The 26,592-nt window shown below is 61.0% G+C and carries 26 protein-coding genes and 1 riboswitch; of the genes, 13 read left to right on the forward strand and 13 right to left on the reverse strand.

The features are described from left to right. The coding region (gene thiP / locus LD28_RS0104160; RefSeq protein WP_033135763.1) for a thiamine/thiamine pyrophosphate ABC transporter permease at positions 1 to 1,480 on the reverse strand (1,480 nt) is incomplete at its 3' end. Next, on the reverse strand, positions 1,477 to 2,457 hold the full coding sequence (thiB, locus tag LD28_RS0104165; protein ID WP_033135764.1) for a thiamine ABC transporter substrate binding subunit: 981 nt from the start codon (positions 2,455 to 2,457) through the stop codon (positions 1,477 to 1,479). The genes thiB and thiP, both read right to left, overlap by 4 nt. Positions 2,458 to 2,503: 46 nt before the next feature. Beyond that, positions 2,504 to 2,594: riboswitch (TPP riboswitch) on the reverse strand. A 90-nt stretch (positions 2,595 to 2,684) separates the two neighbouring features. Here thiB and LD28_RS0104170 point away from each other — a divergent pair. Continuing rightward, positions 2,685 to 2,975 carry a PilZ domain-containing protein gene (locus LD28_RS0104170; protein WP_033135765.1) on the forward strand — a complete coding sequence of 97 codons (291 nt, stop codon included), beginning with the start codon at positions 2,685 to 2,687 and terminating at the stop codon, positions 2,973 to 2,975. A 33-nt stretch (positions 2,976 to 3,008) separates the two neighbouring features. Here LD28_RS0104170 and LD28_RS0104175 read toward each other — a convergent pair whose 3' ends face one another. The 5 genes from LD28_RS0104175 to leuA form a co-directional block, all read right to left on the reverse strand. Then, positions 3,009 to 3,938, reverse strand: a complete 930-nt coding sequence (locus LD28_RS0104175; RefSeq protein WP_033135766.1) for a hypothetical protein — start codon at positions 3,936 to 3,938, stop codon at positions 3,009 to 3,011. Between the two features lie 117 nt (positions 3,939 to 4,055). After that, positions 4,056 to 4,655: a 3-isopropylmalate dehydratase small subunit gene (leuD, locus tag LD28_RS0104180; RefSeq protein ID WP_033135767.1), complete on the reverse strand. Its 600-nt coding sequence runs from the start codon at positions 4,653 to 4,655 to the stop codon at positions 4,056 to 4,058. A 99-nt stretch (positions 4,656 to 4,754) separates the two neighbouring features. Then, a complete protein-coding gene (gene leuC / locus LD28_RS0104185) occupies positions 4,755 to 6,152 on the reverse strand; it encodes a 3-isopropylmalate dehydratase large subunit (RefSeq protein ID WP_033135768.1) in 1,398 nt (465 codons plus the stop codon). A gap of 33 nt (positions 6,153 to 6,185) precedes the next feature. Beyond that, positions 6,186 to 7,271, reverse strand: a complete 1,086-nt coding sequence (leuB, locus tag LD28_RS0104190; protein WP_033135769.1) for a 3-isopropylmalate dehydrogenase — start codon at positions 7,269 to 7,271, stop codon at positions 6,186 to 6,188. A gap of 132 nt (positions 7,272 to 7,403) precedes the next feature. Continuing rightward, entirely contained in the window at positions 7,404 to 8,966 is a 1,563-nt protein-coding gene (gene leuA / locus LD28_RS0104195; RefSeq protein WP_033135770.1) for a 2-isopropylmalate synthase, read from the reverse strand. A 408-nt stretch (positions 8,967 to 9,374) separates the two neighbouring features. Between leuA and LD28_RS0104200 the strand changes: the two genes are divergently transcribed. The 8 genes from LD28_RS0104200 (at position 9,375) to LD28_RS0104230 (ending at position 16,352) form a co-directional block, all read left to right on the forward strand. Beyond that, positions 9,375 to 9,995 carry a TetR/AcrR family transcriptional regulator gene (locus LD28_RS0104200; RefSeq protein ID WP_033135771.1) on the forward strand — a complete coding sequence of 207 codons (621 nt, stop codon included), beginning with the start codon at positions 9,375 to 9,377 and terminating at the stop codon, positions 9,993 to 9,995. Between the two features lie 127 nt (positions 9,996 to 10,122). Beyond that, entirely contained in the window at positions 10,123 to 10,626 is a 504-nt protein-coding gene (locus tag LD28_RS0104205) for a phosphatase PAP2 family protein (RefSeq protein WP_005339149.1), read from the forward strand. Then, on the forward strand, positions 10,623 to 11,732 hold the full coding sequence (locus LD28_RS0104210) for an MJ1255/VC2487 family glycosyltransferase (protein ID WP_033135772.1): 1,110 nt from the start codon (positions 10,623 to 10,625) through the stop codon (positions 11,730 to 11,732). The genes LD28_RS0104205 and LD28_RS0104210 overlap by 4 nt, the downstream gene beginning before the upstream one ends. 37 nt (positions 11,733 to 11,769) lie before the next feature. Next, positions 11,770 to 11,922, forward strand: coding sequence for a hypothetical protein (locus tag LD28_RS23530; protein WP_139409644.1), 153 nt, complete (start codon positions 11,770 to 11,772; stop codon positions 11,920 to 11,922). Between the two features lie 391 nt (positions 11,923 to 12,313). Then, positions 12,314 to 14,032 (forward strand): acetolactate synthase 3 large subunit, encoded by a 1,719-nt coding sequence (locus LD28_RS0104215; RefSeq protein ID WP_033135773.1) that lies wholly within the window; start codon positions 12,314 to 12,316, stop codon positions 14,030 to 14,032. Beyond that, positions 14,032 to 14,526 carry an acetolactate synthase small subunit gene (ilvN, locus tag LD28_RS0104220; RefSeq protein ID WP_005311605.1) on the forward strand — a complete coding sequence of 165 codons (495 nt, stop codon included), beginning with the start codon at positions 14,032 to 14,034 and terminating at the stop codon, positions 14,524 to 14,526. The genes LD28_RS0104215 and ilvN overlap by 1 nt, the downstream gene beginning before the upstream one ends. A gap of 104 nt (positions 14,527 to 14,630) precedes the next feature. Continuing rightward, positions 14,631 to 15,257: a LysE family translocator gene (locus LD28_RS0104225; protein ID WP_033135774.1), complete on the forward strand. Its 627-nt coding sequence runs from the start codon at positions 14,631 to 14,633 to the stop codon at positions 15,255 to 15,257. Between the two features lie 135 nt (positions 15,258 to 15,392). Further along, the gene (locus tag LD28_RS0104230; protein ID WP_033135843.1) at positions 15,393 to 16,352 is read left to right on the forward strand and encodes a LysR substrate-binding domain-containing protein; all 960 of its coding nucleotides are present in this window, start codon (positions 15,393 to 15,395) and stop codon (positions 16,350 to 16,352) included. A 90-nt stretch (positions 16,353 to 16,442) separates the two neighbouring features. On the opposite strand, the gene LD28_RS0104235 is transcribed toward LD28_RS0104230, so the two are convergent. The 6 genes from LD28_RS0104235 to dusB form a co-directional block, all read right to left on the reverse strand. Further along, positions 16,443 to 17,624 (reverse strand): M20 metallopeptidase family protein, encoded by a 1,182-nt coding sequence (locus LD28_RS0104235; RefSeq protein ID WP_033135775.1) that lies wholly within the window; start codon positions 17,622 to 17,624, stop codon positions 16,443 to 16,445. Next, a complete protein-coding gene (locus LD28_RS0104240) occupies positions 17,624 to 18,073 on the reverse strand; it encodes a hypothetical protein (protein WP_005358213.1) in 450 nt (149 codons plus the stop codon). The genes LD28_RS0104235 and LD28_RS0104240 overlap by 1 nt, the downstream gene beginning before the upstream one ends. Continuing rightward, a complete protein-coding gene (locus LD28_RS0104245; protein ID WP_033135776.1) occupies positions 18,070 to 18,888 on the reverse strand; it encodes a DUF3100 domain-containing protein in 819 nt (272 codons plus the stop codon). The genes LD28_RS0104240 and LD28_RS0104245 overlap by 4 nt, the downstream gene beginning before the upstream one ends. Before the next feature lie 290 nt (positions 18,889 to 19,178). Then, positions 19,179 to 20,060, reverse strand: coding sequence for a DMT family transporter (locus LD28_RS0104250; protein ID WP_033135777.1), 882 nt, complete (start codon positions 20,058 to 20,060; stop codon positions 19,179 to 19,181). Positions 20,061 to 20,156: 96 nt separating this feature from the next. Beyond that, positions 20,157 to 20,453 (reverse strand): DNA-binding transcriptional regulator Fis, encoded by a 297-nt coding sequence (fis, locus tag LD28_RS0104255; protein ID WP_005309538.1) that lies wholly within the window; start codon positions 20,451 to 20,453, stop codon positions 20,157 to 20,159. A 26-nt stretch (positions 20,454 to 20,479) separates the two neighbouring features. After that, positions 20,480 to 21,445: a tRNA dihydrouridine synthase DusB gene (dusB, locus tag LD28_RS0104260; RefSeq protein WP_033135778.1), complete on the reverse strand. Its 966-nt coding sequence runs from the start codon at positions 21,443 to 21,445 to the stop codon at positions 20,480 to 20,482. Positions 21,446 to 21,737: 292 nt separating this feature from the next. On the opposite strand from dusB, the gene LD28_RS0104265 reads away from it, so the two are divergent. From LD28_RS0104265 to LD28_RS0104280, 4 genes are all read left to right on the forward strand, one after another. Beyond that, positions 21,738 to 23,144, forward strand: a complete 1,407-nt coding sequence (locus LD28_RS0104265) for a TolC family protein (RefSeq protein ID WP_033135779.1) — start codon at positions 21,738 to 21,740, stop codon at positions 23,142 to 23,144. A gap of 73 nt (positions 23,145 to 23,217) precedes the next feature. Further along, positions 23,218 to 24,222, forward strand: coding sequence for an HlyD family secretion protein (locus LD28_RS0104270; protein WP_081959415.1), 1,005 nt, complete (start codon positions 23,218 to 23,220; stop codon positions 24,220 to 24,222). After that, positions 24,222 to 25,382, forward strand: a complete 1,161-nt coding sequence (locus LD28_RS0104275; RefSeq protein ID WP_033135780.1) for an ABC transporter permease — start codon at positions 24,222 to 24,224, stop codon at positions 25,380 to 25,382. The genes LD28_RS0104270 and LD28_RS0104275 overlap by 1 nt, the downstream gene beginning before the upstream one ends. Next, the gene (locus tag LD28_RS0104280) at positions 25,382 to 26,578 is read left to right on the forward strand and encodes an ABC transporter permease (protein WP_033135781.1); all 1,197 of its coding nucleotides are present in this window, start codon (positions 25,382 to 25,384) and stop codon (positions 26,576 to 26,578) included. The genes LD28_RS0104275 and LD28_RS0104280 overlap by 1 nt, the downstream gene beginning before the upstream one ends. Positions 26,579 to 26,592 lie beyond the last annotated feature (14 nt).

The raw sequence follows: 26,592 nt of genomic DNA on the forward strand, positions 1-26,592 counted from the left end.
GGGTGGTGAGCTCCTGACTGCCAAACATGGCGATGGCGCCGAGATCCCCCAGCGAGAGGATCATCGACAGCGCCATCGCCAGTGCCAGCGGGCGGCGCAGCAGGGGCCACTCCACCAGTCGCAGGCGATGCAGGCCGCGTACCCCCAGACTGTCCGCCAGCCGATCATATTGGCGCACCACCAGCTGCATGGGGGCTGAGAGGGTGCGCAGCACATAGGGCAGCGCCATCAGGGCGTTGACCAGCACCACCAGCCAGGGACCGAGGGCGAACACGTCGGCAAACGGCATAAACAGGATGAAGAGACCGGTGGAGAGCACCACCGCCGGGATCATCAGGATCATCGAGCCGCTGGCCTCCCACAGGGCCGCCGCCCGCCGCTGGCGGGTACGCACCTTGAGGTGACGGCTGGTCAGCAGCAGGCCGCTGCCGAGCAGGGTCGCCAGGGTGCCGGCCGCCAGTGCAATCAGCAGCGATTGGCCGCTCGCCTGCCACAGCTTGCTGGAGGTGAGCGCCGTCAGCAGGCCGGGGTGGAGGCCGGCCACCACAATCGCCAGCAGTGGCGGCAGAAAGATGGCGAGCCCGATGCAGAGCGAAAGCAGATCCACCACGGCTGTGCCCGGCTGATGGCGATCCGGCCGCAGGCAGGGGCGACGGGGGGTCACCCTGCTGGCCGGGGTGCTCTGCAGCTTGTGTTGCAGTGCGAGCAGGGCGGCGGTCAGGATCAACTGCACCAGCGCCAGTCCGCCCGCGGTGGCGAGATCGAAGTCAAAGCGCAGCGCTTGATAGACGGCCACCTCCAGCGTGGTGGATTTGGGGCCGCCCCCCAGCGCCAGCACGGTGGTGAAGCTGGTGAAGCAGAGCATGAAGATGAGGCTAGCAAGCCCGGGCAATATGCCGCGAATAAGCGGCCACTCCAGCAATCGGAAGATGTGGGATGAGCGCATGCCAAGCTGGCTGGCGAGGCGCCAGCTCGATTCGGGGATGCTCTCTATGCTCTGCAGCATCAGGCGGGCCGCCAGCGGCATGTTGAAGAAGATGTGGGCCAGCAGGATGCCGAACAGACCGTAGAGGTAGTTGCCGGGATCCAGCCCCAAGGTGCGCAGCAGCTGCGGCAGCCACCCCTGTTTGCCGTGTACCGCCACGATGCCGAAGATGGCGATGATGACCGGCAGCACCAGCGAGAGGCCAAACAGCTTGATCAGCAGGGTTCGGCCAACGAAGCGGCGCCGTGCCAGCGCGCGGGCCACCGGAATGGCCAGCCCGAGACTGAACAGGGTGGAGAGCAGCGCCTGCCCCAGACTGAAACCCAGCACATGACGCAGATAAGGGTCTGCGATCAGGGTGCGGGGTGCCAGCGAACCGGCCTGCCACAGCAGGGCCGCGAGCGGTCCGAGGGATAACAGCAGGATCAGCAGGGTGGCTGCACTGCCCGGCAACCACCAGAGGGGACGAGCCTGTGGTTTCAGATCACGGCTCACTGGGTGACGGCTTGCAGCCACTCGCGGATCCACCCTTTGCGATTGGCGGCCACCTCATCGGCGCTAAAGGACAGTGGCTTGCTGACGGTTATCATCTGCTCGAAGCCCTTGGGCAGTTGGGTGTCGATCACCGGATACATCCAGTTGCCGGTAGGGATCTCGTTCTGGAAGGCGGGGCTCACCATAAATTGCAGGAACTGATCGGCCAGCTTGCTCTGAGTGGCGCTGTTCAGCTTGGCGGCCACTTCCACCTGACGGTAGTGACCCTCTGAGAAGGCGGCAGCCTGATACTGGGGCTTGTTCTCGCCAATCAGGTGGTAAGCGGGGGAGGTGGTGTAGGAGAGCACCATATCCGCCTCGCCATCGAGGAACATGCCATAGGCCTCTGACCACCCTTTGGTGACGGTGACCGTCTTCTTGGCCAGCTCAGCCCAGGCGGCGGGCGCCTTGTCGCCATAAACCGATTTCATCCACAGCATCAGCCCCTGTCCCGGGGTGGAGGTGCGGGGATCCTGATAGATCACCTTGAGGTCAGGTCGCTCCACCAGCTCTTTCAGACTCTTGGGTGGCTGCTTGAGCTTCTCCTTGTCATAAACAAAGGCGAAGTAGCCGTAGTCGTAGGGGACGAAGGTCTTATCCTGCCAGCCACCCGGCACCTTGAGGCCGTCGAGGTTAGTGGGATGGGGTGCGAACAGGCCGCTTTGCTTGGCTTCGCTGATGAGGGCATCGTCGAGCCCCAGCACCAGATCGGCCTTGCTGTGCTTGCCCTCCAGCCGCAACCGGTTGAGGATGGCGACCCCATCTTCGAGGGGAACCAGATTGAGGGTGCAGCCGCACTCTTTCTCGAAGGCCTGTTTGATCTTGGGCCCCGGGCCCCACTCGGCAGTGAAGGAGCTGTAGGTGTAGACGGTGAGGGTGTCGGCGGCGAACACATTGGCCGACAGCAGGCCGGTGGTGACCAGCAGCAGGGTTTTCATTGATGGCACTCCATGTGAGGTGCCAGCGGGTGAGAGCGCAAAAAATGAGCGCCATGCCTCAAATTCCTCCGCCAGCATTATCTGGATCAGGTTCACGGGTATAATCTCAGCGGTAAACCGCACCCCGTTTGAGAAACGAACCGCATTGTATTAACGTTCTTTTGGGGAGACCAGCACAAATTGTGCAATACCCATGAGATGACGCCCACCCAACAGAGGATGTTCGCGTGCTTACCAATACCAAGGAAAGGCGCGCCTTTGCGCGCATGGTCATCAATGCTCCGGTCACCGTCTATCAGCAGCAGCTGGTGCTGGAGGGGATCTGCCGGGATCTCAGTGCCAACGGCATGGGGATTGCGGTATCTGAACACCAGCTCGACATCAATCAGCCAATCCGGATCAGTCTTGCCACCAACAACAACCTGTTGCCCCCTTTTGAAGCCCATGCCCGGATTATCCGGGTGCTGGAGGAGGAGAGCGGACTGCTGCTGGCGGTGGAGTTTCAGGCTCCGGGTTAATCCTTTCTCTGACCATCGGTAGATGGGGAAGGGCTACCCTTTGCCCTGAACCGGCTGCACACTCAACTGTTTGCTATCGACCAGCATTTTGCTGGTCGATGCTATTTGGCCAGCAGGTAAAGCGGCGGGTCCTGTAGGTTCGAGCAGCAGATAGGATTGCCCTTGCCAACTGATGGTGGCATCCCCCGGTTTGGCGGGCAGATCAACGGCCAGCAGGGCATGGCCGGGGACGAACACCATGGCCTGTTTCAGCTCGGGAAAGAGTTGGGCCAGCATGGCGGCCATCAGGGTTACCTTGCTGTCGCAGTCACCCCGGTTCTGCTCCAGCACCTGACGGGGGGGAAGAAAGCCCTTGCCCTGTCTTCCGTTCAGGCTATCGAGTTGTTGGTAGGGAATGCTCTGGATAAAGGTGAGCATGTAATCCACCGTCTTCTGACGTGCTTCCGTTTCCGTGCTGCCCTGCTGTTTGAGTTGCTCCGCCAGCGGAGCCAGTCCGCTGCGGCTCTCCAGGGCGATGCGCACATGGTCCTGCTTCACCGCCAGCTGTCCATCCGGCGGCGTGAAGTACTGGAAGTAGTGTTTGGTCAGCCACGCCTGCTCCTCTTTGTCCCGTTGCGACTCCAGCCAGGCCATGGCCTCCTTGACTTTATCCTGATTGTGGCTTTTCAGGTGTAGCTCAAGGGAGGGGCGAGTCAGAGTGAACTGTACCTCGGGATAGTTCTCGCGCACCTCCCGCAGCAACACTTGCAGCACCTCCTCCTGCATTCTGGCCGGGCGATAGGCGATAAGGGGCGGCAGCTTGCCCTGTTCCAGCCGGTAGGTGAGCTGTCGGGGTTTGCCTTCACTATCCTGCCAGCCGACGTTGATCTGGCCGAGGCTGTTGTTGAAGCTGGTTTGGCTGGCGCCCGCAGGGAGGGCAAGCAGCAGGGTACAGAGCAGAGGGATTGCCGTCGGTCTCTTCATCATCCTTTCCTGTGGCACGGGTCAGTTCCGGTGACCTAAAGTGGGAAGCGTAGCGGACAGTAAAACAGGGAGCCGAAGCTCCCTGTTGATTCTACTCGTTTTTTTGTAACTGGCGCGTTAAATCCAGCTCGGCTGCTTCGCTTCAAAGGCGCTGATGGCTGCCTCATGCTGCAGGGTCAGGCCGATGGCATCCAGCCCGTTGAGCAGGCAGTAACGGCGGAACTCGTCGATCTCGAAACCGAAGCTGAGCTCACCAGCGCGCACCTGATTGGCTTCCAGATCCACTTCAATGTCGATGCCCGGCTTGGCGGCCACCAGCTGGAACAGGGCGTCGACCTCCTCCTCCTTCAGGCGCACCGGCACCATGCCGTTGTTGATGGCGTTGCCGTAGAAGATGTCGGCAAAGCTCGGGGCAATGATGGTCTTGAAGCCGTAGTCCGCCAGCGCCCAGGGGGCGTGCTCGCGACTCGAGCCACAGCCGAAGTTCTCGCGAGCCAGCAGGATGCTGGCACCGGCGAATTGTGGCTGATTGAGCACAAACTCGGGGTTGGGTTGCTGGCCGGCATCGTCCAGAAAGCGCCAGTCGTGGAACAGGTGCTTGCCAAAACCGATGCGGTTTACCTTCTGCAAAAACTGCTTCGGAATGATGGCGTCGGTGTCGACGTTGGCTCTGTCGAGGGGGACGACGATCCCTTTATGCTGTTTGAATCCTGTCATCGCTAGTTCCTCTTACAGTGCGCGAATGTCGGCGAAGATGATGTCGGTGACGGCGAAGAGCCGCTTGTGCTGTTTGAATGCTCTCATCCTAGGCTCCTCTTACAGCGCGCGAATGTCGGCGAAGCGGCCGGTGACGGCGGCGGCCGCAGCCATGGCCGGGCTCACCAGATGGGTGCGGCCAGCGCGCCCCTGACGCCCTTCGAAGTTGCGGTTGCTGGTGGAGGCGCAGCGCTCCCCCGGTTGCAGCCGGTCGTTGTTCATGGCCAGACACATGGAGCAGCCCGGCAGGCGCCACTCAAAGCCCGCCTCGATGAAGATCTTGTCGAGGCCCTCGGCTTCGGCCTGTGCCTTCACCTGCTCGGAGCCAGGGACCACCAGCGCTTGCACGCCAGCGGCCACCTTGCGACCGCGGGCGATGGCGGCGGCAGCGCGCAGATCCTCGATGCGGCTGTTGGTGCAGGAACCGATAAACACCTTGTCGATGGCGACGTCGGAGAGCTTCTGGCCCGGCTGCAGATCCATGTAGGCAAGCGCCTTGCGAGCGGACTGCTGCTCCATCAGATCGCTGAATGATTCCGGCGCAGGAATGGGTTCATTGACGGCAATCACCTGACCCGGATTGGTCCCCCAGGTGACCTGCGGGGCGATATCGGCGGCGTCCAGTACTACCTCGGCATCGAAGTGGGCACCGTCATCGCTCTTGAGGCTCTGCCAGTAGGCGATGGCTTGCTCCAGTGCTTCGCCCTTGGGGGCAAACTCCTTACCACGGATGTAGTCGATGGTGGTCTGGTCGGGGGCAATCATCCCCGCCTTGGCGCCCAGCTCGATGGCCATGTTGCACACCGTCATCCGCCCTTCCATGGAGAGGCTCGCAATGGCCTCGCCAGCGAACTCCACCACGTAGCCGGTACCACCGGCATGGCCGACCCGGCCGATGATGGCCAGCACCACGTCCTTGGCGCTGATGCCCTCGGCCAGCTTGCCGTTGACCGAAATGCGCATGGTCTTTGCGCGGCCCTGTTTCAGGGTCTGGGTGGCCATCACATGTTCCACTTCGGAGGTGCCGATACCGAACGCCAGTGAACCGAAGGCGCCGTGGGTGGCGGTGTGGGAGTCGCCGCAGACGATGGTGGTGCCGGGCAGGGTGATGCCGAGTTCGGGGCCCATCACATGGACGATCCCCTGATATTTGTGGTTGAGATCGTAGAGGCGAACCCCGAACTCTTTGCAGTTGTCGGCCAGCGTCTCCATCTGGATGCGGGCCATCTCGCCGGAGGCGGCGATGTCCTTGGTGGTGGTGGAGACGTTGTGATCCATGGTGGCCCAGGTCAGATCCGGGCGGCGCAGCGGGCGGTTCATGGCGCGCAGGCCGTCGAATGCCTGCGGGCTGGTCACTTCATGCACCAGATGGCGGTCGATGTAGATAAGGGGCGTTTCCCCTTCCACTTCCCGTACCACGTGGGCGTCGAATACTTTCTGATAGAGGGTCTTGGCCATTGCTTCTCTTTTCCTTGTTATCTGTTCTTTAGCTCAGATCCGGGCGGCGATCTGGCTGCCCATCTCGGACGTGCTCTGCACCGGATGGCGGGCGCTGGCCTGATGCAGGTCGGCGGTGAAGTAACCTTCGGCCAAGGTCTGGGCCACGGCCTGCTCGATGGCTTGGGCGGCAGCTTCCTGGCCCAGGCTGTAGCGCAGCATCAGGGCGGCGGAGAGGATCTGGGCGATGGGGTTGGCGATCCCTTTGCCGGCGATATCGGGAGCCGAGCCACCGGCCGGTTCGAACAGGCCGAAACCCGATTCGTTGAGGCTGGCAGAGGGGAGCAGCCCCATGGAGCCGGTGATCATGGCGCATTCGTCGGAGAGAATGTCACCAAACAGGTTGGAGCAGAGCAGCACGTCGAACTGCGACGGATCCTTGATGAGCTGCATGGTGGCGTTGTCGATATACATATGGTTCAGTTCGACGTCGGGATAATCCTTGGCAACTTGCGTCACTACCTCGCGCCACAGGATGGAGGAGGCGAGCACGTTGGCCTTGTCGATGGAGGTGACCTTGCCACGGCGCACCCGGGCCGACTCAAAGGCAATCTTGGCGATGCGCTCAATCTCGAAGCGATGGTACACCTCGGTGTCGAACGCCTTCTCGTTCGCCCCTTCACCCTCGCGCCCCTTGGGCTGGCCGAAGTAGATGCCGCCGGTCAGCTCGCGCACACAGGCGATGTCAAAACCGCGATCCGAGATGTCGGCGCGCAGCGGAGAGAACTGCTCCAGACCGGTATAGATACGGGCCGGACGCAGGTTGCAGAACAGCTTGAAGTGGGCGCGCAGGGGCAGCAGGGCGCCACGTTCCGGCTGATCGTTGGGTGGCAGATGTTCCCATTTCGGGCCGCCGACCGAGCCGAACAGCACGGCGTCGGCCGCTTCGCAGCCTTTGATGGTGCTTTGCGGCAACGGGGTGCCGTGGTTGTCGATGGCGATGCCGCCCACGTCATGGCGATCATACTCGAAGGCGAGGCCGAACCTGGCCTGCACCTTATCCAGCACCTTGACGGCCTCGGCCATCACTTCCGGGCCAATGCCGTCACCCGGCAATACTGCGATCCGATAACTGCTCATACACTCTCCATCCTGATATTGTCTTTGAGATCCCTCTGTCCGGTTTCCCCGACGCTGCGCGCGGTTGCCGGTTCAGACGTTCCCCGTCCTGATGTTGTCATTCCATGCCGTCTGTGTGGCTGCGAGTCCTGCTCAGACGGTTTCTGATTTGATGCTGTTATTGCGTTCCATCTGCTCGGCCACCTGATCGGCGCGCCAGATGCTGTTGATCACATGGAGCAGGGCATGGGCTGAGGATTCGATGATGTCGGTGGCCAGCCCCATGCCGTGGAATTTACGCCCTTTGTATTCGGCGACAATATCGACTTGACCGAGGGCATCTTCCCCTTCGCCTTTGCTCTTGAGGGCATATTTGTCGATGCGGATGTCATAGCCGGTGATGCGGTTGATGCACTGGTAGACCGCATCCACCGGACCGTTGCCGGTGGCCGCTTCGCAGATAAGATCCTGTCCCACCTTCAATTTGACCGAGGCGGTGGCCAGCACCGAGCTGCCGCTCTGTACTCCGAGGTACTCCAGCTTGAAGTGTTCCGGCTCTTCGTGGATCTGGCTGAAGAAGGCCAGCGCTTCGAGGTCGTAGTCGAACACCTGCCCCTTCTTGTCGGCCAGGGTCAGGAACTTGCCGTAGAGGTGGTCGAGGTCGTAGCTGCTTTCGGCATAACCCATTGACTCCATCCGGTGCTTGATGACGTGACGGCCGGAGCGGGAGGTCATGTTGAGGTTGTTCTGGGTCAGGCCAATGCTCTCGGGAGTGATGATTTCGTAGGTGTTTTTCGCCTTGAGCACCCCATCCTGATGGATGCCGGAGCTGTGGGAGAAGGCGTTGGCCCCGACGATCGCCTTGTTGGGCTGCACCGGCATGTTGCAGAGCTGGCTGACCAGCATGCTGGTGCGATGAATTTCGTTGTGGCGGATATTGGTTTGCACCCCGAGCAGATCGGCGCGGGTTTTGAGGATCATCGCCACCTCTTCCAGCGAGCAGTTGCCCGCCCGTTCGCCTATGCCGTTGATGGTGCACTCGATCTGGCGGGCCCCCATCTGCACCGCACCGATGGAGTTGGCCACCGAGAGCCCCAGATCGTCGTGGCAGTGCACCGAGATGATGGCCTTGTCGATGTTGGGCACCCGGTTGAACAGGGTGTGGATGATGCCGGAGAACTCGGTCGGTACCGTGTAGCCCACGGTATCCGGAATATTGATGGTACGAGCGCCCGCCTTGATGGCGGCCTCCACCATGCGGCAGAGATTATCAATCGGCGTGCGGCCCGCATCCTCGCAGGAGAACTCTACATCGTCGGTGTAGCGCAGGGCGTGCTTGATGGCGCCGACCCCCATCTCCAGCACATCCTCGAAGCTCTTTTTCAGCTTGCTCTCCACATGGATGGAGGAGGTGGAGATAAAGGTGTGGATGCGAAAGGCGTCGGCGACCCGCAAGGCTTCGCCGGCGGCGTCGATATCCTTGGGCAGGGCGCGGGCGAGGGCGCAGACCCGGCTGTTTTTGATGTGGCGGGCGATGGTCTGCACCGATTGAAAATCGCCGGGAGAGGAGACCGGGAAGCCCACCTCCATGACGTCGACACCGAGCCGCTCCAGTGCCTGGGCGATCTGCAGTTTCTCCTTGACTGTCAAACTGGCCGCCAGGGCCTGCTCACCATCGCGCAAGGTGGTGTCGAATATGATGACCCGATCTGACATGTGACTTCCCTCTTCCTAAGTTCGGTAACGTGCATCCTGCGGCGGCATAAAAAAACCCGTGCAGGGTGCACGGGTTTTTGTAAATTCCGGCTATGCCTTAGCCCGGCTACAAGGATCCCGCGCGAGTTAACGCGATTAGGGAGATTAGTAGTAGCGGGGTGGCGATATGCATGACGTTGTTATTCCTTCCAGTCGATAACGCTTTTACCAATATCGAGATTTTTATGCTGTGTCAACACGGATAGCCAGGAGCAATCTGCTGACGTATTTAATCGGATTGTAAAGGATTGCAAATTTCCTTGTCCCATATTCGGCCCATGACCGATTATCTGGTCATTCCTGCTGTGCTCTATTCTCTGCACAACCAGATCGACTTATCAGCATTGGCTGAATTTTCTGAGGTGTTAAATGGAAAAACGTAGACCAGGTCGTCCGGTCGGACGTTCTGACATTCGTGACAAGTTGCTTGCTGCCGCCCGTGAGCGTTTTCTCAATACTCCCTATAGCAAGGTGACTACACGCGAAATCGCGGAGCTCGCTGGCTCCAACTTGGCGATGATCCACTACTACTTCGGCAGTAAAGAGGGTCTTTACAAGGCGGTGCTGGGCGATGTCGCCGAGCCCCTCGATCATGCTTGGCAAGATGAACACAGCAACCACAGCCTCAACGAGCTGCTCAACACCTACTATCAGGTGATGGCACCGAACAGCGAGCTGACCTCTGCCATCTCCAGCGCATTGTCGACCGAGAAGAGCCCGGGCCGGGATTTTGTGCTGAACCGTCTGCTGGAACGTCAGCTGCCGCAGTTTGATGCCCTGCTGGAGACCATGAAAACCAACGGCGAGCTGGGTGACAACCTGGATCCCGAAATGCTGAAGATCTCCTTCCTCAGCATGATGTGGCAGCCGTTCGTGATGAAAGACCTCTACGAGCAGGTGTTTGGCCTGAAAGTGGATGAGCACTTCATGGCCCGTCTGGCGGATCACAACTGTCGTCTGATGGAAACCGGCCTGCGCGGCAGCCACTGATTTTTGCCGCAACGTCGAGATTAAAAAGGGCCATTCGGCCCTTTTTTCATAAATCTGTTATCCCCCGTTCAACGCCCTGTCATCCCGTCTCCCTACTCTGCAAGCAGAACTCAGGGAAGGAGGGGATATGAACAAGATCCAGCAATGGGACCTTCAGGTGTGCCGGGTCTGTCTGCTTCACGGCTACAACCGGCAGCAGGCGAGGGTGAGTCGTCTCATTTCCCGCACAGGTGATGGCCCGCTTTACGCCGTGCTGGCCGCCTTGCTCTGGTGGCAGGGGGAGGCAGAACGGGAACTGGTGCGGCTGGCGCTGCTTGCCTTCGCCATCGAGCTGCCCCTGTACCTGCTGTTGAAAAACAGCCTGAAACGGCAACGGCCGGTCGGCTTGCCGGTCTTTATCACCCCTTCCGATCGTTACAGTCTTCCCTCCGGCCACACCGCCGCCGCCTTTCTGATGGCTACCATACTGGCGACCGGCTTTCCGCTCTGGGCGCCCCTGCTGTTTGGCTGGGCGGCGCTGGTGGGGGCATCCCGGCTGCTGCTCGGAGTGCACTATCTGAGCGATCTGGTAGCTGGTGCCCTGCTGGGTGGCGGTTGCGCCGTACTGGCGCTCGGCTGGAGCCACTCATGAGGATACTGTTTGGGGTGCAAGGCACCGGCAACGGCCATATCAGTCGCAGTCGCACCCTGGCGCGGGCGCTGCGAGCAGCCGGGGTCGAGGTGGATTATCTCTTTAGCGGCCGCCCTGCCGACAGCTATTTTGACATGGAGGAGTTTGGCGCCTACCGCACCTTTGCCGGGCTCACCTTCGTCAGTCACGAGGGGCGGGTCTCGCCGTGGCGCACCCTGCAGGCCGCCTCGCCGCTCACCTTCTGGCGGGATCTGCGGGCCCTCGACTGCAGCGAATACGATCTGGTGGTGAGTGATTTTGAGCCGCTGACCGCCCACGCAGCCCGCCGCCATGGCAAGCCGAGTCTCACCGTCAGCCATCAGGCCAGTTTCAACTGGTCCATCCCCCGCTGGGGCGAAGATGGTTTGAGTCGCCAGCTGATGCGCCACTTTGCGCCGGTCAATCAGCCGCTCGGGCTGCACTGGTTTCACTTTGGTCACCCCTTGTTGCCGCCTGTGATCGACCCCATCGCCGCCGCACCGGATAACGGCGAGATCCTGGTCTATCTGCCATTCGAGCAGACAGAGGCGATCGCCGCCCTGTTGTCGCGCTTTGGTCAGCAGCGCTTCGTCTGCTTTCACCCCGCCATTCGCACCCCCAGCCAGTGGCGCAACCTGCGCTTCGAACCGCCATCGCGGCACGGATTTATCGCCGTGCTGGCCGGTTGTCGCGGCGTCATCTCCAACGCGGGTTTCGAGCTGGCTTCCGAGGCGCTCACCCTTGGCAAGAAGCTGCTGGTCAAACCCCTCGGCGGCCAGTTCGAGCAGCTGACCAACGGCAAGACCCTGGAGATGATGGGACTGGCAACCCTGATGGATGTGCTCGATGCCAATCTGGTGCGCAGCTGGCTCGACAGCGCTTCGCCGGGGGCGGTCTGTTACCCCGATGTGGCCGGGGAGCTGGCCCGCTGGTTGGCGGCAGGCGCTGACGAGAGCGTGGCCTCTCTGTCGCGCCGGCTCTGGGCCCGCACCCTGTTTCCAGAGGAGGTGAGTGATCGCCTGAGCGAGCTGGATGGCGGGGACTGTTTATCCAGTTGCTGGTTATCGCAAGTGAGTGTTGTTGACTAGACTGAAAGGCGATCCCACCAAGGAGAGGACGGAGCAAATGCGCTTTACCAATGAGAATGGCGAAACCATGACGCTGGCAGACAATCTGACCCTGCACGAGCTGCTGGACATGGGCGTCAGCATCTCGGTCAGTGAAGAGACCGATCCGGATCAACAGATCTGGCTGGCGGAGCCGGATCAGGAGAACTGAGTCGATCATCCGGCATCAAGCCCACCGCTGACCGGTGGGCTTTTTTGTGGCTGTTTTTCCCCTCTGCGGAATGATCCGCTGGCCATTCCCCGACTTCCTTCCCTTTTGTCTCATGGTCGCTGCGGCAACCCATTGAATGTTAATAGCTGGTTGAAATGTATGACTGTTCTGGTCAGATAAAGCCGTGGACAAGCGTTATGAAGCGGGTTAAGTTGGTTTTTCACCCGATTTTCGGGTGAATGACGGAAAAATCCTTTTTTTCTATTGTCGACGGGGCTGAATTGGGCCGATCTGCATTCAGATAACAACAAGAAACGGATCGGGCTGTGCCGGGAAGCACGGCATCGTCGGCGGGATTCGCTAAACGGAGCAAAGCCTGGAGGGCTTTATCATGGAGATGTTATCAGGCGCCCAGATGGTGGTTAGAGCGCTGGAAGATCAGGGAGTTGAGCACGTCTTCGGCTACCCTGGTGGCTCAGTGCTCGACATCTATGACGCTCTCTTCGAAAACGGCAAGATGGAGCATGTCCTGGTGCGGCACGAGCAAGCCGCGGTTCACATGGCTGACGGTTACGCCCGTTCCACCGGCAAGGTGGGGACTGTGCTGGTTACCTCGGGCCCGGGAGCGACCAACTGCATTACCGGTATTGCCACCGCCTATATGGATTCCATTCCGCTGGTGATCCTCTCCGGCCAGGTGCCGACCAGCATGATCGGTGAGGATGCGTTCCAGGAGACCGACATGATCGGTATCTCCCGCCCGGTGGTGAAGCACAGCTTCCTGTGCAAGAAGGCGAGCGATATTCCCGAGGCCATCAAGAAGGCCTACTACATTGCCGCCAGCGGCCGCCCGGGGCCGGTGGTGGTAGATCTGCCCAAAGATGTGCAGAACCCGAAAGAAAAATTCCCCTACCAGTATCCCGAGTCGGTCTCCCTGCGCTCCTACAACCCGACCAAATCCGGCCACAAGGGCCAGATCAAGCGGGCTGCCAAGCTGCTGGTGGATGCCCAGCGCCCGGTGATGTACGTGGGCGGCGGCGCCATCAACGCCAATGCGGATCATCTGGTGACCAAGCTGGCGGAGCTGCTGAACCTGCCGGTGACCACCACCCTGATGGGGTTGGGTGCCTTCTCCGGCGTCCATCCGCAATTTATCGGCATGCTGGGGATGCACGGCACCTTCGAAGCCAACAAGACCATGCACAACGCGGATCTCATCTTCGCCGTGGGGGCCCGCTTCGATGACCGCGTCACCAACAACGTGGCCAAGTTCTGCCCCAATGCCACCATAGTGCATATTGATATCGATCCCACCTCCATCTCCAAGACGGTGCAGGCCCATGTGCCCATCGTCGGTTCGGTGGAAACCGTGCTGGAGCAGATGCTGGAGGTGATCCGCGAGTGTGGCTTCGATAACGACAAGGAGGCGCTGGCGGAGTGGTGGAGCCAGATCAACCAGTGGCGCTCCCGTCACTGCCTGGCCTACGAAAAATCGGCCACCCAGATAAAGCCGCAACAGGTTATCGAGACCCTCTACAAAGTGACTCAGGGTCAGGCGTTCGTCGCCTCCGACGTGGGCCAGCATCAGATGTTTGCCGCCCTTTACTACCCGTTTGCCAAACCGCGCCAGTGGATCAACTCAGGGGGCCTCGGCACCATGGGCTTCGGTATTCCGGCCGCCATGGGGGCCCAGTTTGCCAACCCGGATGCGGTGGTCTGCTGCGTCACCGGTGACGGCTCGGTACAGATGAACATTCAGGAGCTCTCGACCTGCATGCAGTACGGGGTGCCCATCAAGATCATCTCCATCAACAACCGCGCGCTGGGCATGGTCAAGCAGTGGCAGAAGATGTTCTACGGCGGTCGTCACAGCCACTCCTACATGGAGTCCCTGCCGGACTTCGTCAAACTGGCGGAAGCCTACGGTCACGTCGGTATCGCGGTGAGCGATCCGGCCGAGCTGGAGAGCGCCATGGAGAAGGCTTTCGCCATGAAGGATCGGCTGGTGTTCATGGATATCTCGGTCGACCCGGATGAGCACGTCTATCCGATGCAGATCAAGTTTGGTGCCATGGATGAGATGTGGCTGAGCAAGACGGAGAGAACCTGATGAGGCATATCATTTCGGTACTGCTGGAGAACGAATCTGGCGCCCTGAGCCGCGTGGTGGGCCTCTTCTCCCAGCGCGGCTACAACATCGAGACCCTGACGGTGGCGCCAACCGAGGATCCCACCCTGTCGCGCATGACAATCGTCACCATGGGGGACGAGCGGGTGCTGGAGCAGATCCAGAAGCAACTGCACAAGCTGGTAGATGTGCTCAAGGTGTGCGACTTGAGCGAAGGGGAGCATATCGAGCGGGAGATCGCGCTGGTCAAGGCGCGCGCCGCCGGTGGTGCCCGTGACGAGCTGAAACGGCTGGCGGATATCTTCCGTGGCCAGATCGTCGACGTTACCCCCGAGCAGTACACGGTGCAGCTGGTGGGCACCAGCGAGAAGCTGGATGCCTTCATCAAGACCGCCGCCCAGACCAACGAGATCATCGAAGTGGTGCGCTCCGGCGTCTGCGGCATCTCCCGGGCGGACAAGGCGTTGCGGCCCTGATGGCTGGCGGGACAGCTGATGATGCGTCAGCTGCCGCAGAGTGAAAGAAAAGAGGGCTCTGCGGAGCCCTTTTTGTTTGGTTTTTCTTTACGATGGGAGGGGTGATGTTCGGTATTCATGATCTTGCGCTGTTTATGGTCTCGGGGCTGCTGCTCAATATCATGCCGGGGCCAGACTCCCTGCTGGTCATGCTGCGCAGCGGTTCGCAAGGGTGGCGTGCCGGTTCGGTCGCGACCCTTGGCATCGGCACCGGTGTCATGGTGCATGTACTGGCGGCGGCCCTCGGTCTGTCGGCCCTGCTCAGTGCCTCGGCCGAGCTGTTTGCCCTTATCAAGCTGGCTGGCGCCATCTACCTCATCTATCTGGGGTTCTCCCTGCTGCGCCAACAGGCAACGGGTGCAATGGAGAGGGGGGGCACGTTACCCGCCCTCTCCTATGGCCAGATTTACCGGCAGGGAGTGCTGACCAATGTGCTCAATCCTAAGGTGGCGCTCTTTTTCCTCGCCTTCGTGCCCCAGTTCATCGCACCGGATGCCCCCGACAAGGCGCTCGCCTTTATCCTGCTCGGCTGCATTTTCAATCTGGGCGGCATCATCTGGTGTCACCTGCTGGTCTTTACCACCGTCTACGCCAGCCACAGGGTGCGGTTGTCGCTGCGTCTTGGTCGTTGGCTCAACCGGGGCATCGGCACCCTGTTTGTTGGACTCGGGATCAAGCTCGCCAGCGACTAGCGCGCTGCTTTCTGACCTGGGGCAGGTTATCGTGCGTGGCGCTGTGGTATGGTCGGCGGTCAGGTGCGGGGCCAGCCCCGCGCTCTCTTTTCCAAGCCAGTCCCACTGGCCGCAGCAGCGAGATCCCTTGCCCAGATGAACATCGCCCGGCTCAAGAACTTTACCGAGATCGTGAAGAACAACTTCAACATCTCGGCGACGGCGGAGAAGCTCTACACCTCCCAGCCAACCCTCAGCAAGCAGATGAAGATGCTGGAAGATGAGCTGGGGCTCGCCCTCTTTACCCGCAAGGGGAAGAATCTGGTCGGCTTGACCAGCGCAGGCGAGAAGGTGATGGAGCTGGCCAAGGGGGTGGTGGCGCAGGTGGAGCAGATCAACCAGCTGTCGCTGGGTGAGCAGCTGGCCACCAGCGGGGTGCTGCGCATCGCCACCACCCATACCCAGGCCCGCTACAAGCTGCCCGCGGTGATCACCGAGTTCAGCCGTCGTTATCCCGATGTGGCGATCCAGCTCCATCAGGGGGCGCCTGCCCAGCTGGCCCAGATGGTGCAAAGTGGCGATGTGGATATGGCGATCGCCACCGAATCCATGTATCTGTTCGACGAGCTGGCCGCCGTCCCCTGCCATCGCTGGGGCCGCAGCGTGGTGGTGCCCCACGGTCATCCGCTGCTCGATTGCCAGCCACTGTCGATGGCCGATCTGGCTCGCTACCCTCTCATCACCTATGTGTTTGGTTTTACCGGCCGCTCCAAAATGGATAAGGCCTTCAGCCGCCACGGCCTCTCGCCGAAAACCGTGCTGACCGCCACCGACACCGACGTGATCAAGCACTACGTCCGGCTCGGCATGGGTGTAGGAGTGATCGCCAGCGTGGCCTTTGACGAGGGGGACAGGGAAGCGCTGGTGAGCCTCAACATCGACCACCTGATCGCCTCGAGCGCCACTCATATCTGTCTGCGCAAACATGCCCATCTGCGCGATTATATGTACGACTTTATCCACCTCTACGCTCCCCATATCAGCCGGGAGACGGTGCAGTTGCACCTTATCAACCAGCCGCCCACCGCCAATATGGCGGAGCTGCCGTGGCTCTAGCGGCGGGTTGTTTGCCGTACACAGAGCAAAAATACAGAGACAAAAAAAGAGAGGCCGTGGCCTCTCTTCTGGTTTTATCGGTATGCGGGATTAAGCGCGGCGGGTCGCCAGATTGATAAAGATCTGGGCCCCTACGAGCAGGCAGTCGTCATCGAGGTAGTAGGGGTTTGCATGCAGGTAGTTGCAGATCCCCTTGGCCTGACAGCCGCTGCCGAGGAAGAACATGGCCCCCTTGCGGCCACGGCAGGCGTTGACCATGTAGCTGAAATCCTCGCTGCCGGTCATCGGCTGACCCTGAGCGTTGATCCCCTCAGAGGGCAATACATCCGCCGCAGCTTGCAGCAGGCGGGCACAGGCATCGGCGTGGTTCTCGACCGCCGGATACCCGGCATAGACCATCTTGGTCTTGAAGCCGCGCAGTTCGCTCTGGGCCACGATCTCCTTGAAGCTGTTCTTCAGGATCTGATCGGTCTCGGCATCCATGGCGCGGATGGTGCCACGCGCCTGCACATAGTCGGCGATGGCGTTGGGGATGGTGCCGCCGTTGATCATGCCGCAGCCGAACACCGCCGGGCTGAACGGGCTGGTGCGCTTGGCGACGATGTAGTCCATATCCTCGATGATCCGCACCGCTTCACGGATGGCATCCAGCCCCTTGTGGGGGGTGGAGCCGTGGGCGGAGATACCGTGCACATCCAGCGTCCAGGCGGAGCCCCAGGAGGACATCACACCGTTGTTGAACTTGATGGTGCCGGTCTCCATGGCGCCGTCGTTATGGAGGGCATAGATCTCGTCCACCCCCTTCATGCAGCCCAGTTCCACCATCTTCTCGGCGCCCGGTACCCGCATATCCTCTTCCGCCATCTGGAAGATAAAGCGGACGTTGTACTGCAGTCGGGAGCGCTGTTCGGAGAGGAATTTGGCGGCGGTCAGGGCGATCGCCATATGGGAGTCGTGACCGCAGTTGTGGGCCATTCCCTCATGGCTCGACTTGAACGCAACGTCGCTCATGTCGTGCATCTCGAGGCCATCCATGTCGGCACGGAAGGCGATGGTCGGTAGCACGGGGTCAACAATCAGATCGCCGTGAAAACCGGTGAAGCCCGGGTAGTCGGTGAGGCGATAGCCGAAGCCCTTCATCAGATCGCGGCAGTAGGCCGAGGTCTTGAACTCGACGCCGGAGGCCTCCGGAATGGTGTGCAGGTGGTGGCGCACCTCGTGGCTGAAGTCGCGCAGGGCCAGCAGGGCCGCTTCAATGTGGATGTTGTTCATCAGATGATCCCTTGCATGGAGAAGCCGATCTGGGCAACCAGCGAGGCGCCGAAGAAGCAGCAGGTGGAGACGATCATGAAGATCAGAATGACTTTCCAGGACATCTTCTTCAGCTCTTCCAGCTGACCGCCCACCGAGAGACCGGCAAAGGCCAGCAGCGGTACGCAGCAGGAGAGGAAGGATATCTTGGCGACGGCATCAATGAAGAGGCCGCGCACCGGGGTCTCCGGCAGGCAGATGAGAATGCCGATGATGGTGGCATAGGCAAACGCCGGCAGAGAGGAGGGCAGGTAGCGCTTGGCAATCAGCGAGGCAAACACCACCAGCGACATGGCGATGAAGCTGTCACCCATCAGCCAGAGCGGGGTGCCGGTGGTCAGGGTCTGGGTAAACATGGCCAGCAGGATCGCCAGAAAGACGAACCGCATATCCATTACGATGCTTTTCATGCTTTCTCTCCTTTGGCAGTCATGGCATAGATTTTTTCAGCGAGCGGCAGACCCAGATAGGTGAGGGAGAGGGCGCCGAGGGCAGACGAGAGCAGGTTCGATGCAGCCGCAATACTCAGCACCTGCTGGGCCAGCGCTTCGTCGAGACCGTTGATCAGAGCACCGGAAGCGGCACTCAGCATGGAGCCTGAGCCCACGCCGGAACCGGCAGCCAGCGCCAGAGGGTGCAGGCCGGTGAGCGGGGCGATACTGCCCAGCACGCTGAACCAGAGGGTGCCGATGACGGAGCCGCACAGGTAGATTGCCAGTACGCCGATGTACTCCTGGGAGCCGGTGCCGAACTTGCCCTGAATTACCGCGACGGACGGCTCACGACTGATGGAGGAGCAGGCCCCGATGGCGCGGCGGCCAAAGCCGAACTTCACCGCCAGCGGGATGGCGATCAGGATCGGCAGCAGGTTGCCAATCTCCTGCAGGAACAGCGGTACGCCGACGCTCAGGATCATCTTCAGGTTGGGGATGATCATCCCCGCGTACTGGGTACCCAGGATCAGCAGGCTGAAGCCCACCATCTTGCCGCAGAAGCCCTCTTCTTTTTCGGTGAAGAGCTGCTTCCAGCCGGGGATGCGATCCTTGACCGGCTTGGCGGAGACAATCATGCCGATGATGACGGCAAAGAGCATCGGCAGGATCGGTATGATGGCGATGCCTATCTTGATCTCCTGTTTACCTATCAGGTACTGGGCCACAAAGATCAGCATGGCGGTTGCCAATATGCTGACCGTGACCGTCTTGAGGGGGCTGGTTTGCTGCATGGTCTGTTCTCTTGTTATTCGTGAGTGTTCCACTTAAGTGCCATCGCCCGCCCGCGAGGCTGGCGAATGATGGGGGCATGATAGGGAGGGTCGCGGGGGAGGAATGTGACCTCCATCAAGCTGGCCATATGGCATTTTTTCATGGGGTATGCCCTTTAACCCTGTGGATACCAAGGGTTAAATATCGTTAACAGAACGTCAGCATTCGCCGTCGTTGAGGGGCAAGGCAGGCAGAAAAAGAGGAATGGGGGAGAGAGGGATAGCACCGCCCCTCGGGGCGGTACTTCTCATCAGGCGGGTGCTTTGAGCCGCGCACTGCGCAGCAGCAGAGGGAGCTGGTAGAGCACCAGGGCGCCGAGTACCAGTCCGGCACCGGCCAGTTTGGTGCCACCTAGGGGTTCGCTGTAGCAGAGGGTGCTCAGGATCAGGGTCCAGATCGGCTCCAGCAGCATCATCAGGGCGGCGTGGGCGGTGGTCATCTTGCTCAAGGCGTGGGTAAGCAGCCAGTAGCGCAAGGTGGTGGCGATGAGAACGCTTGCCGCAAACCAGCCCCAGATACCGTTGCTGACCCCGGCCTCGGGCCACTGCTCGGTCAGCAGGGAGAGCAGGGTGCCGAGCAGGCCGGTCATCGCCAGCTGGATGCAGGTGAGCCAGGCGGGCGCAATGGATTGGGCGAAGTGGCGGTGGACGGCGAGCTGGATGCCGAGGGTGGTGGCCGCCGCCAAAAACCAGAACAGCGAGAGCGACACGCCCCAGTGGGTGCTGCTGGAGAGCAGCAGCAGGCCCGCGATGGCGATGGGCAGAGTGAGCCAGTAGTGGCGGCCGGGTTTGGCCCGAAAGGCGGCCCAGGCGGCCAGCGGTGCCATCAGGGTGGCGACGCTCATGATAAAGGCGCCGCTGCCCAGCGCATCGCTCTGGCTGATGGCGGTGACCCACAGCAGCAGGCTGGCACCGAGCAGAGTGCCGCAACCGGCGGCGCGCACTAGCTGGGCACGGGTCGGCGGCGGTTCACGCAGCCAGGCGAGAGGGAGCAACAGCAGGGCGGCCAGCAGGAAGCGGCTGCCGATAAAGGCGGCGGGGGGCAGTTCGCGGATCGCCTCTTTCGAGAAGAGCCAGCCGGCGGCGGCCAGCAGGGTGACCAGTACCATCAGCAGCAGGGGAGTGCGGTTCATCGGGGTCGTCATGGTGAAATGGAGGGGAGAGCATAAAGGAAAGGCGCCAGGTATTGCTACCGGGCGCCTTTCATATCAATGGCTGACAGCCAACAATCAGTTCATGCCGTAACGCTTGAGCTTCTTGCGCAGGGTGCCACGGTTGATCCCCATCATCACGGCAGCGCGAGTCTGGTTACCACGGGTGTACTGCATGATCACGTCCAGCATCGGCGCTTCGACTTCGGAGAGAACCATATCGTACAGATCAATCACTTCCTGACCGTTCAACTGGGCCAGGTAGTTACGCAGGGCCTGTTGCACAGAGTCACGCAGGGGGCGCTGGGTCGGCTCGGCAGCGTGATTGTGAGTAGTTGTTACCAATGCATCAGAAGTCAGGGTTTGTTCGAACATATTCGGTCGGCTCTTTAGTTATCTTGTTAACCTAATCCATCGAAATACGCTTCGAGTGCCTCTAGTTGTGCGTCTGCACAATCCAGGGCATTGAAGTGCTTACGGAATTCTCGGCCCGTCTCTTCTTCATCCAGATACCAGCCCACGTGTTTACGGGCGATGCGCGCTCCCAGATATGCACCATAAAACCGGTGCAGGTTGGTTACATGCTCGTTCATCAGGGTGCGAACCTCTTCCCTCTCGGGAGGCGGCAGCTTGGTGCCCGTCTCAAGAAAATGACGGATTTCCCGGAAAATCCAGGGTCGTCCTTGCGCAGCTCGGCCGATCATCACGGCGTCGACACCGGTATAGTCGAGGACATACCGGGCTTTCTCCGGGCTGTTGATGTCACCATTGGCGACAACAGGAATCGATACGGCCTGCTTAATCGCCCTGATCGTGTCGTACTCCGCTTCGCCCCGGTAGAGGCAGGCACGGGTACGACCATGCACGGCGAGGGCCGCGATACCGCAATCTTCGGCGATTCGGGCGATCTCCACGCCATTGCGGTTATCCGGATCCCATCCTGTGCGGATCTTCAAGGTGACAGGCACCTCCACTGCATCCACCACGGCCCGGCAAATTGCTTTGACCTGATCGGGGGCACGCAGCAGGGCGGAACCTGCCAACTTCTTATTCACTTTTTTTGCCGGACACCCCATGTTGATGTCGACGATCTGTGCGCCCTGCTCCACGTTGTAGCGGGCAGCAAACGCCATCATCTCGGGGTCGGCCCCGGCAATCTGGACCGATCGCAATCCGCCTTCTGCAGAGTGATCCATCCTCATCCTGGTTTTCTGGGTATCCCAGACATCCGGGTTGGCCAGCAGCATCTCGGAAACGGCCATGCCGGCCCCCAATCGCAAACAAAGTTCACGGAATGGTCGGTCAGTTACACCGGCCATGGGAGCCACAATCAAGGGAGTTTCAAGCGTGTGGGGACCTATCTGCATTCCACGGTTACCATCGGCTTAGGGCGGCGTATATTACGCATTTTTTAGGCAGGAGAAAAGGTTAGTATTTGAGCGTCAGCCATTTTTTTCTGAAAAAAACGTCGCGCCAAGGCTTGCAAATTCTGGAGTTGTTGAAAAACGGCCAGATTGATCATGAGGGATGGCTGTACTACCTATGTCGGTTGTCTGCATAATTGTCAGTCCACTTGCTGGCCCGCTTTGCGTTATGATAGCGAGCTTAAGTCGAGCAAATGCTCCAAACATTTATGCAACAAAAGCGGATTGGGGATCTATGACGTCAAGGTTCATTAAATCACTCTGGCCGTGTCTGATGGGGGCCGTGCTGGGGTCGGCGCAGGCGCAGACTATCAGTTTCGGCGAAGCCTGGACCCGGGTCATCCAGCAGGATGAGGGGCTGGCTGCCGAACAGGCCGGGGTCGATCGGGCCAAGCAACTGCGTGAAGCGGCCAAGGACATGTATCTGCCCAAGGTGGATCTGGGGGCCAGCTATACCCACCTCGATCAGCCGGTGGAGCTGGACATGATGGATCTCAACCCTATCGCCAGCCATCCGGAGCTGGGTCAGGTGCTGGCGCCACTCATGCAGAAGTTCCACCTCACACCCAATGATTTCGTTACCCCGCTGACCAAGCAGAATGTGGTGACCAGCTCGGTCAAGATGCTCTGGCCGCTCTTTACCGGTGGCCGCATCGATGCGGCGCAGGATATCCGCCAGGCGCAGGTGAGCGAGGCGCAACAGCTGCTGGTGCTCAAGCAGCAATCCACCTTTGAGAGCCTCTCCCAGACCTATTTCGGCGTGGTGCTGGCCGCTCAGGTGGTGCAGACCAAACAGGAGATAGAGGACGGGCTGGCCCACCATCTGGATCACGCCAAGAAGCTTGAAGCTCAGGGCCAGATCGCCAAGGTGGAGCGTCTTTCTGCCCAGTCGGCCTATGATCGGGCCCGCATCGATACCCAGAAGTCGCGCCGTGGCCTCGAGATCGCCGAGTTGGCCCTCGGCCATATGCTCAAGCTGCCCCGCGCCGAGCCGGGCAGCGGCCTGTTCGTCAACAAGGATCTGCCGCGTCTCGAGGGGCTGGTAAGCCAGACCCTGGAGGTGCACCCCGGCCTCAAGCTGCTCAGCGCCAAGAAGGAGCAGGCCAAGGGGATGATCCGGATGGAGAAGGGCAAATATGCCCCCGAGGTGTTCCTGTTCGGCAACTACAACCTCTATGAAGATGATTCGCTCGCCTCCAAGACCACGCCTGACTGGTTGGTGGGGGTGGGCGTCAGCATGCCACTGGTGAGCCGTGATGGTCGCTCCGAGACGGTGCAGGCCGCCAAGAGTGCCGAGCTGCAAGTCAATCTGCTGCAAGCCAAGACCCGTCAGGATCTGGAGCTGCTGGTAGAGAAGACCTGGCGCGAAGCGGCGCAGGGGCTGGAGGAGTATCAATCCCTCTCCTCCACCCAGGCGTTGGCAGAGGAGAACGTGCTGCTGCGTGACAAAGCCTTCGGTCAGGGGCTCTCCACTTCCCTCGATGTGGTGGATGCCCGGAACCAGCTGGCGGGGGTCAAGACCCAGCGCGCGGCGGCGGCCTATCAATATGTGGTGTCGCTGGCCCGTCTGCTGGCGCTCTCCGGCCAGATGAACAGTTTCAATCAATATCAGCATGGTCAGGTGATCGAGGTGAACTCATGATCCCGGCCCTGTCTGTTCCATTTTTCATGTCTGTTTCGACCGCCAAGGGTCGCCCGTTTGTCGAGGTGAAGTGATGAGCCATCCCCCCATCAAAAAGAAGATGAGCCAGGGTAAACCGCTGTTGTTGCCGCTGGCGCTGGTGATCCTGGTGGTCTGGCTCGGCTGGCGCTTCTGGCTCTCCTATCAACCCGAGCCGGTGCATCTGCAAGGGCAGATAGAAGCGCAGCAGTACTCGGTCTCTTCCAAAGTGCCGGGCCGCATCGACGAGGTACTGGTCAAAAAGGGCGATCAGCTGGCCAGGGATCAGCTGGTCTTTACCCTGGCGAGCCCCGAGATTGAAGCCAAGTTGAGCCAGGCCAAGGCGGGTGAAGCCGCTGCAGGGGCCATGGCGCAAGAGGCAGAGAAAGGGGCCCGTGCCCAGCAGATCGCCGCCGCCAAGGATCAGTGGCAAAAAGCCAAGGCTGCCGCCCAGTTGCGTGGCAAGACCTATGAGCGGGTTGCCAGCTTGTACCGCGATGGCGTGATGCCGCTGCAAAAGCGCGACGAGGCCTGGACGGCCTGGCAAGCCGCCAAGTACAGCGAAGGGATGGCGTGGCAGCAGTATCAGATGGCGCTGGAAGGGGCGCGGGAAGAGACCAAGGTCGCCGCTCGCGAGAAGGCCAAGATGGCGGCCGGTTCCGTTGCCGAGGTGGAGGCCTATCTGGCCGATACCCGCATCACCAGCCCCCACAATGGTGAAGTGAGTCAGGTGCTGCTGCGTAGCGGCGAGCTGGCACCGCAAGGCTTCCCGGTGGTGACCCTGCTCGACATGAGCGATGCCTGGGCCCAGTTCCATATCCGCGAAGATCTGCTGCCCCGCTTCCCCGTCGGTACCGAGTTCGATGCCCGCATCCCGGGCCTTGGCGATCAGATTGTGCGCTTCAAGGTGACCCATGTGGCCGTGATGGGGGATTTCGCCACCTGGCGTGCCACCGATACCCGTCAGGGCTTCGATATGAAGAGCTTCCAGGTGGAGGCCCGTCCGCTGCAACCGGTTGAAGGGCTGCGGGTCGGCATGAGTGTGCTGGTTGAACTCTGATGGGACGTGAATTTCGGCTGCTGTGGCAGGATCCGTTCAGCCGTGCCCTGATGAGTTGGGTGCCGCTGCTGCTGATGGGGATCCTCTGCTGGATCTTCTCGGCAGGGTTGGCCCGCGACCTCAAGGTGGGGCTGGTGGATCTCGACCACAGCGTGCTGTCGCGCCAGCTCGCCTTCTCGCTGGATGGCTCGGCCGGGCTCAAGGTGGCTCGGCAGTTTGACTCCGTCGATGCGGGCGCACATGCCCTGCGCGGTGGCGACATCTATGCGCTGGTGGTGATCCCCAACCATCTGGAGCGGGATGCCCGTCAGGGTACCCAGCCGCAGGTGACGGTGTTCAACAACGGCCAGTTCATCCTGATCGCCAAGTTGGTGAACTCGGCGCTGGCGCAGGTGGTGGGTACCCTCAACGGTCAGGTAGGCGTGCTGGAGGCGATGGCCGATGGCAAGGCGCTGCCCGGTGCGATCGGGCAGTCGGTGCCCATCAGCAGTCAGGTTACGGCGCTCTACAACCTCAACTCCAGCTACGCCCAGTTTCTGCTGAGCGCCATTCTGCCTGCGGTATGGCAGATCCTGGTGGTGCTGTTCGGCCTCAATTCGCTGGCCCGCACCGATCGGCTGGGATTGGACTGGACCACCCGCGGTGTCTGGTTCGGTCTGTGGCGCACCCTGTTGCCCCATGTGCTGATTGGCTGGGGCTGGGGGATTGTCTGGACGCTGCTGCTGTTCAAGGGCTTCTCCTACCCCATGCACGGCAGCTGGCTGGTGCTGGTGATTGGGCTGGGGCTCGCTTCGGCGGCCTGCGTTGCCATGGGGGCCTTTTTCTACGGCATCATCCGGGATCCGGCCCGCGCCCTGTCGCTGGCGGGGGCTTACACGGCGCCCGGTTTCGCCTTTATGGGGGTTACCTTTCCGGTGAGTGCCATGGGGGATTTCGCCCGCTTCTGGCGCAGCCTGTTGCCGGTCTCCCACTATGTGGAGCTGCAGATTGGCCAGAGCAACTACGGTCTGCCCCTCGTATCGGCGCTGCCGCAACTGGGGGCGCTGCTGCTGTTCCTGCTCCCCCTGCTGCTGGTGGTGCGTCGTTACAAGCAGCAGGCCGAGCTTGCCCGTCAATCAGCAGCTGCCGTAGTGGCGGTCGTCGAGAAGGAGCCTGAGTGATGCTGGGATTTGTCGATCTGTTGCGCCTTGAGCTGCGCACTCTGCTGGCGGATCGCGCCATCATGCTCACCCTGTTTGGCGGGGTGATCTTCTACTCGTTTCTCTATCCCCAGCCCTATCTGCATCAGTTGCCGCGGGAAGAGGCGGTGGTGGTGGTCAACGAGGATGGCAGTCAGCTGTCCCGTCAGCTGGAGTTCATGGCCGATGCCACGCCGCAGGTGAAGCTGGTGGTGCGGGCCAATTCGCTGGCTGAGGCACGCCAGTTGATGATGGCCGGGGAGGCGAGCGGGATACTGCACATCCCCAACCACTTCTATCGGGATCTGATGCAGGGCAAGAGCGTTACTCTGAGCTATGCCGGTGATGCCTCCTACTTTCTGGTCTACGGCACCATTGCCGAAGGGCTGGCGCAGGCGGGGGGCACTCTCGCGGCGCAGGTGAAGGTGGCGCGCTTGCTGAGCCACGGCGAGGCGCTGCCGCAAGCGGCCATTGGCTGGAACGCGGTGGCTCTTAACGTGGTGCCGGTGTTCAACCCCACCATGGGCTACGTCAACTACGTGGTGCCTGCGGTGTTTGTGCTGATCCTTCATCAGGTGCTGCTGATGGGGGCGGGGATCCTGGGGGCAACCCAGAACCAGCGCAGTTGCCGCGGCGAGCACGGTTACTGGCAAAACGCGCCGGTACTGCCGCTGCTGCTGGCCAGAACCCTGGTGCTGGCGGGGCTGTTCCTGCTGCCGGTGAGCTACTTCCTTGGCTTCTGCTTCGATCACTACAACATCGCCCGTCATGCCGATCCGTTGGAGCTGTGGCTGTTCGCCCTGCCGTTCCTGCTGGCGACCTGCTGGTTCGGGATTGTGCTGGGAGCCATCTTTACCCGGCGGGATCTGCCCACTCAGGTGGTGCTGATCTCCTCCCTGCCGCTGGTCTTTCTGGCTGGCTTTATCTGGCCGATCGAGCTGATCCCGGCCCCCCTCAACTGGCTGGCTCAGTGGGTGCCCACTATCCCCGCCATCGAGGGTTTTCTGCGCCTCAACCAGATGGGGGCCGACTTCGCGCAGGTTTCCCGTTACTGGTGGCAGCTGTGGGGTCTGGCGCTGCTCTACGGCGTGCTGGCCTGCCTGCTGTTGCGCTGGCGGCAGCAGTCGCTGCCGGTTGCTCGCTCGTCAGTCGTGCAGAGTGAAACGACCGCCGGTTAAGCGGGATGGTGCAA

This window comes from Aeromonas finlandensis (assembly GCF_000764645.1).
In the GTDB taxonomy this organism is placed as follows: domain Bacteria; phylum Pseudomonadota; class Gammaproteobacteria; order Enterobacterales; family Aeromonadaceae; genus Aeromonas; species Aeromonas finlandensis.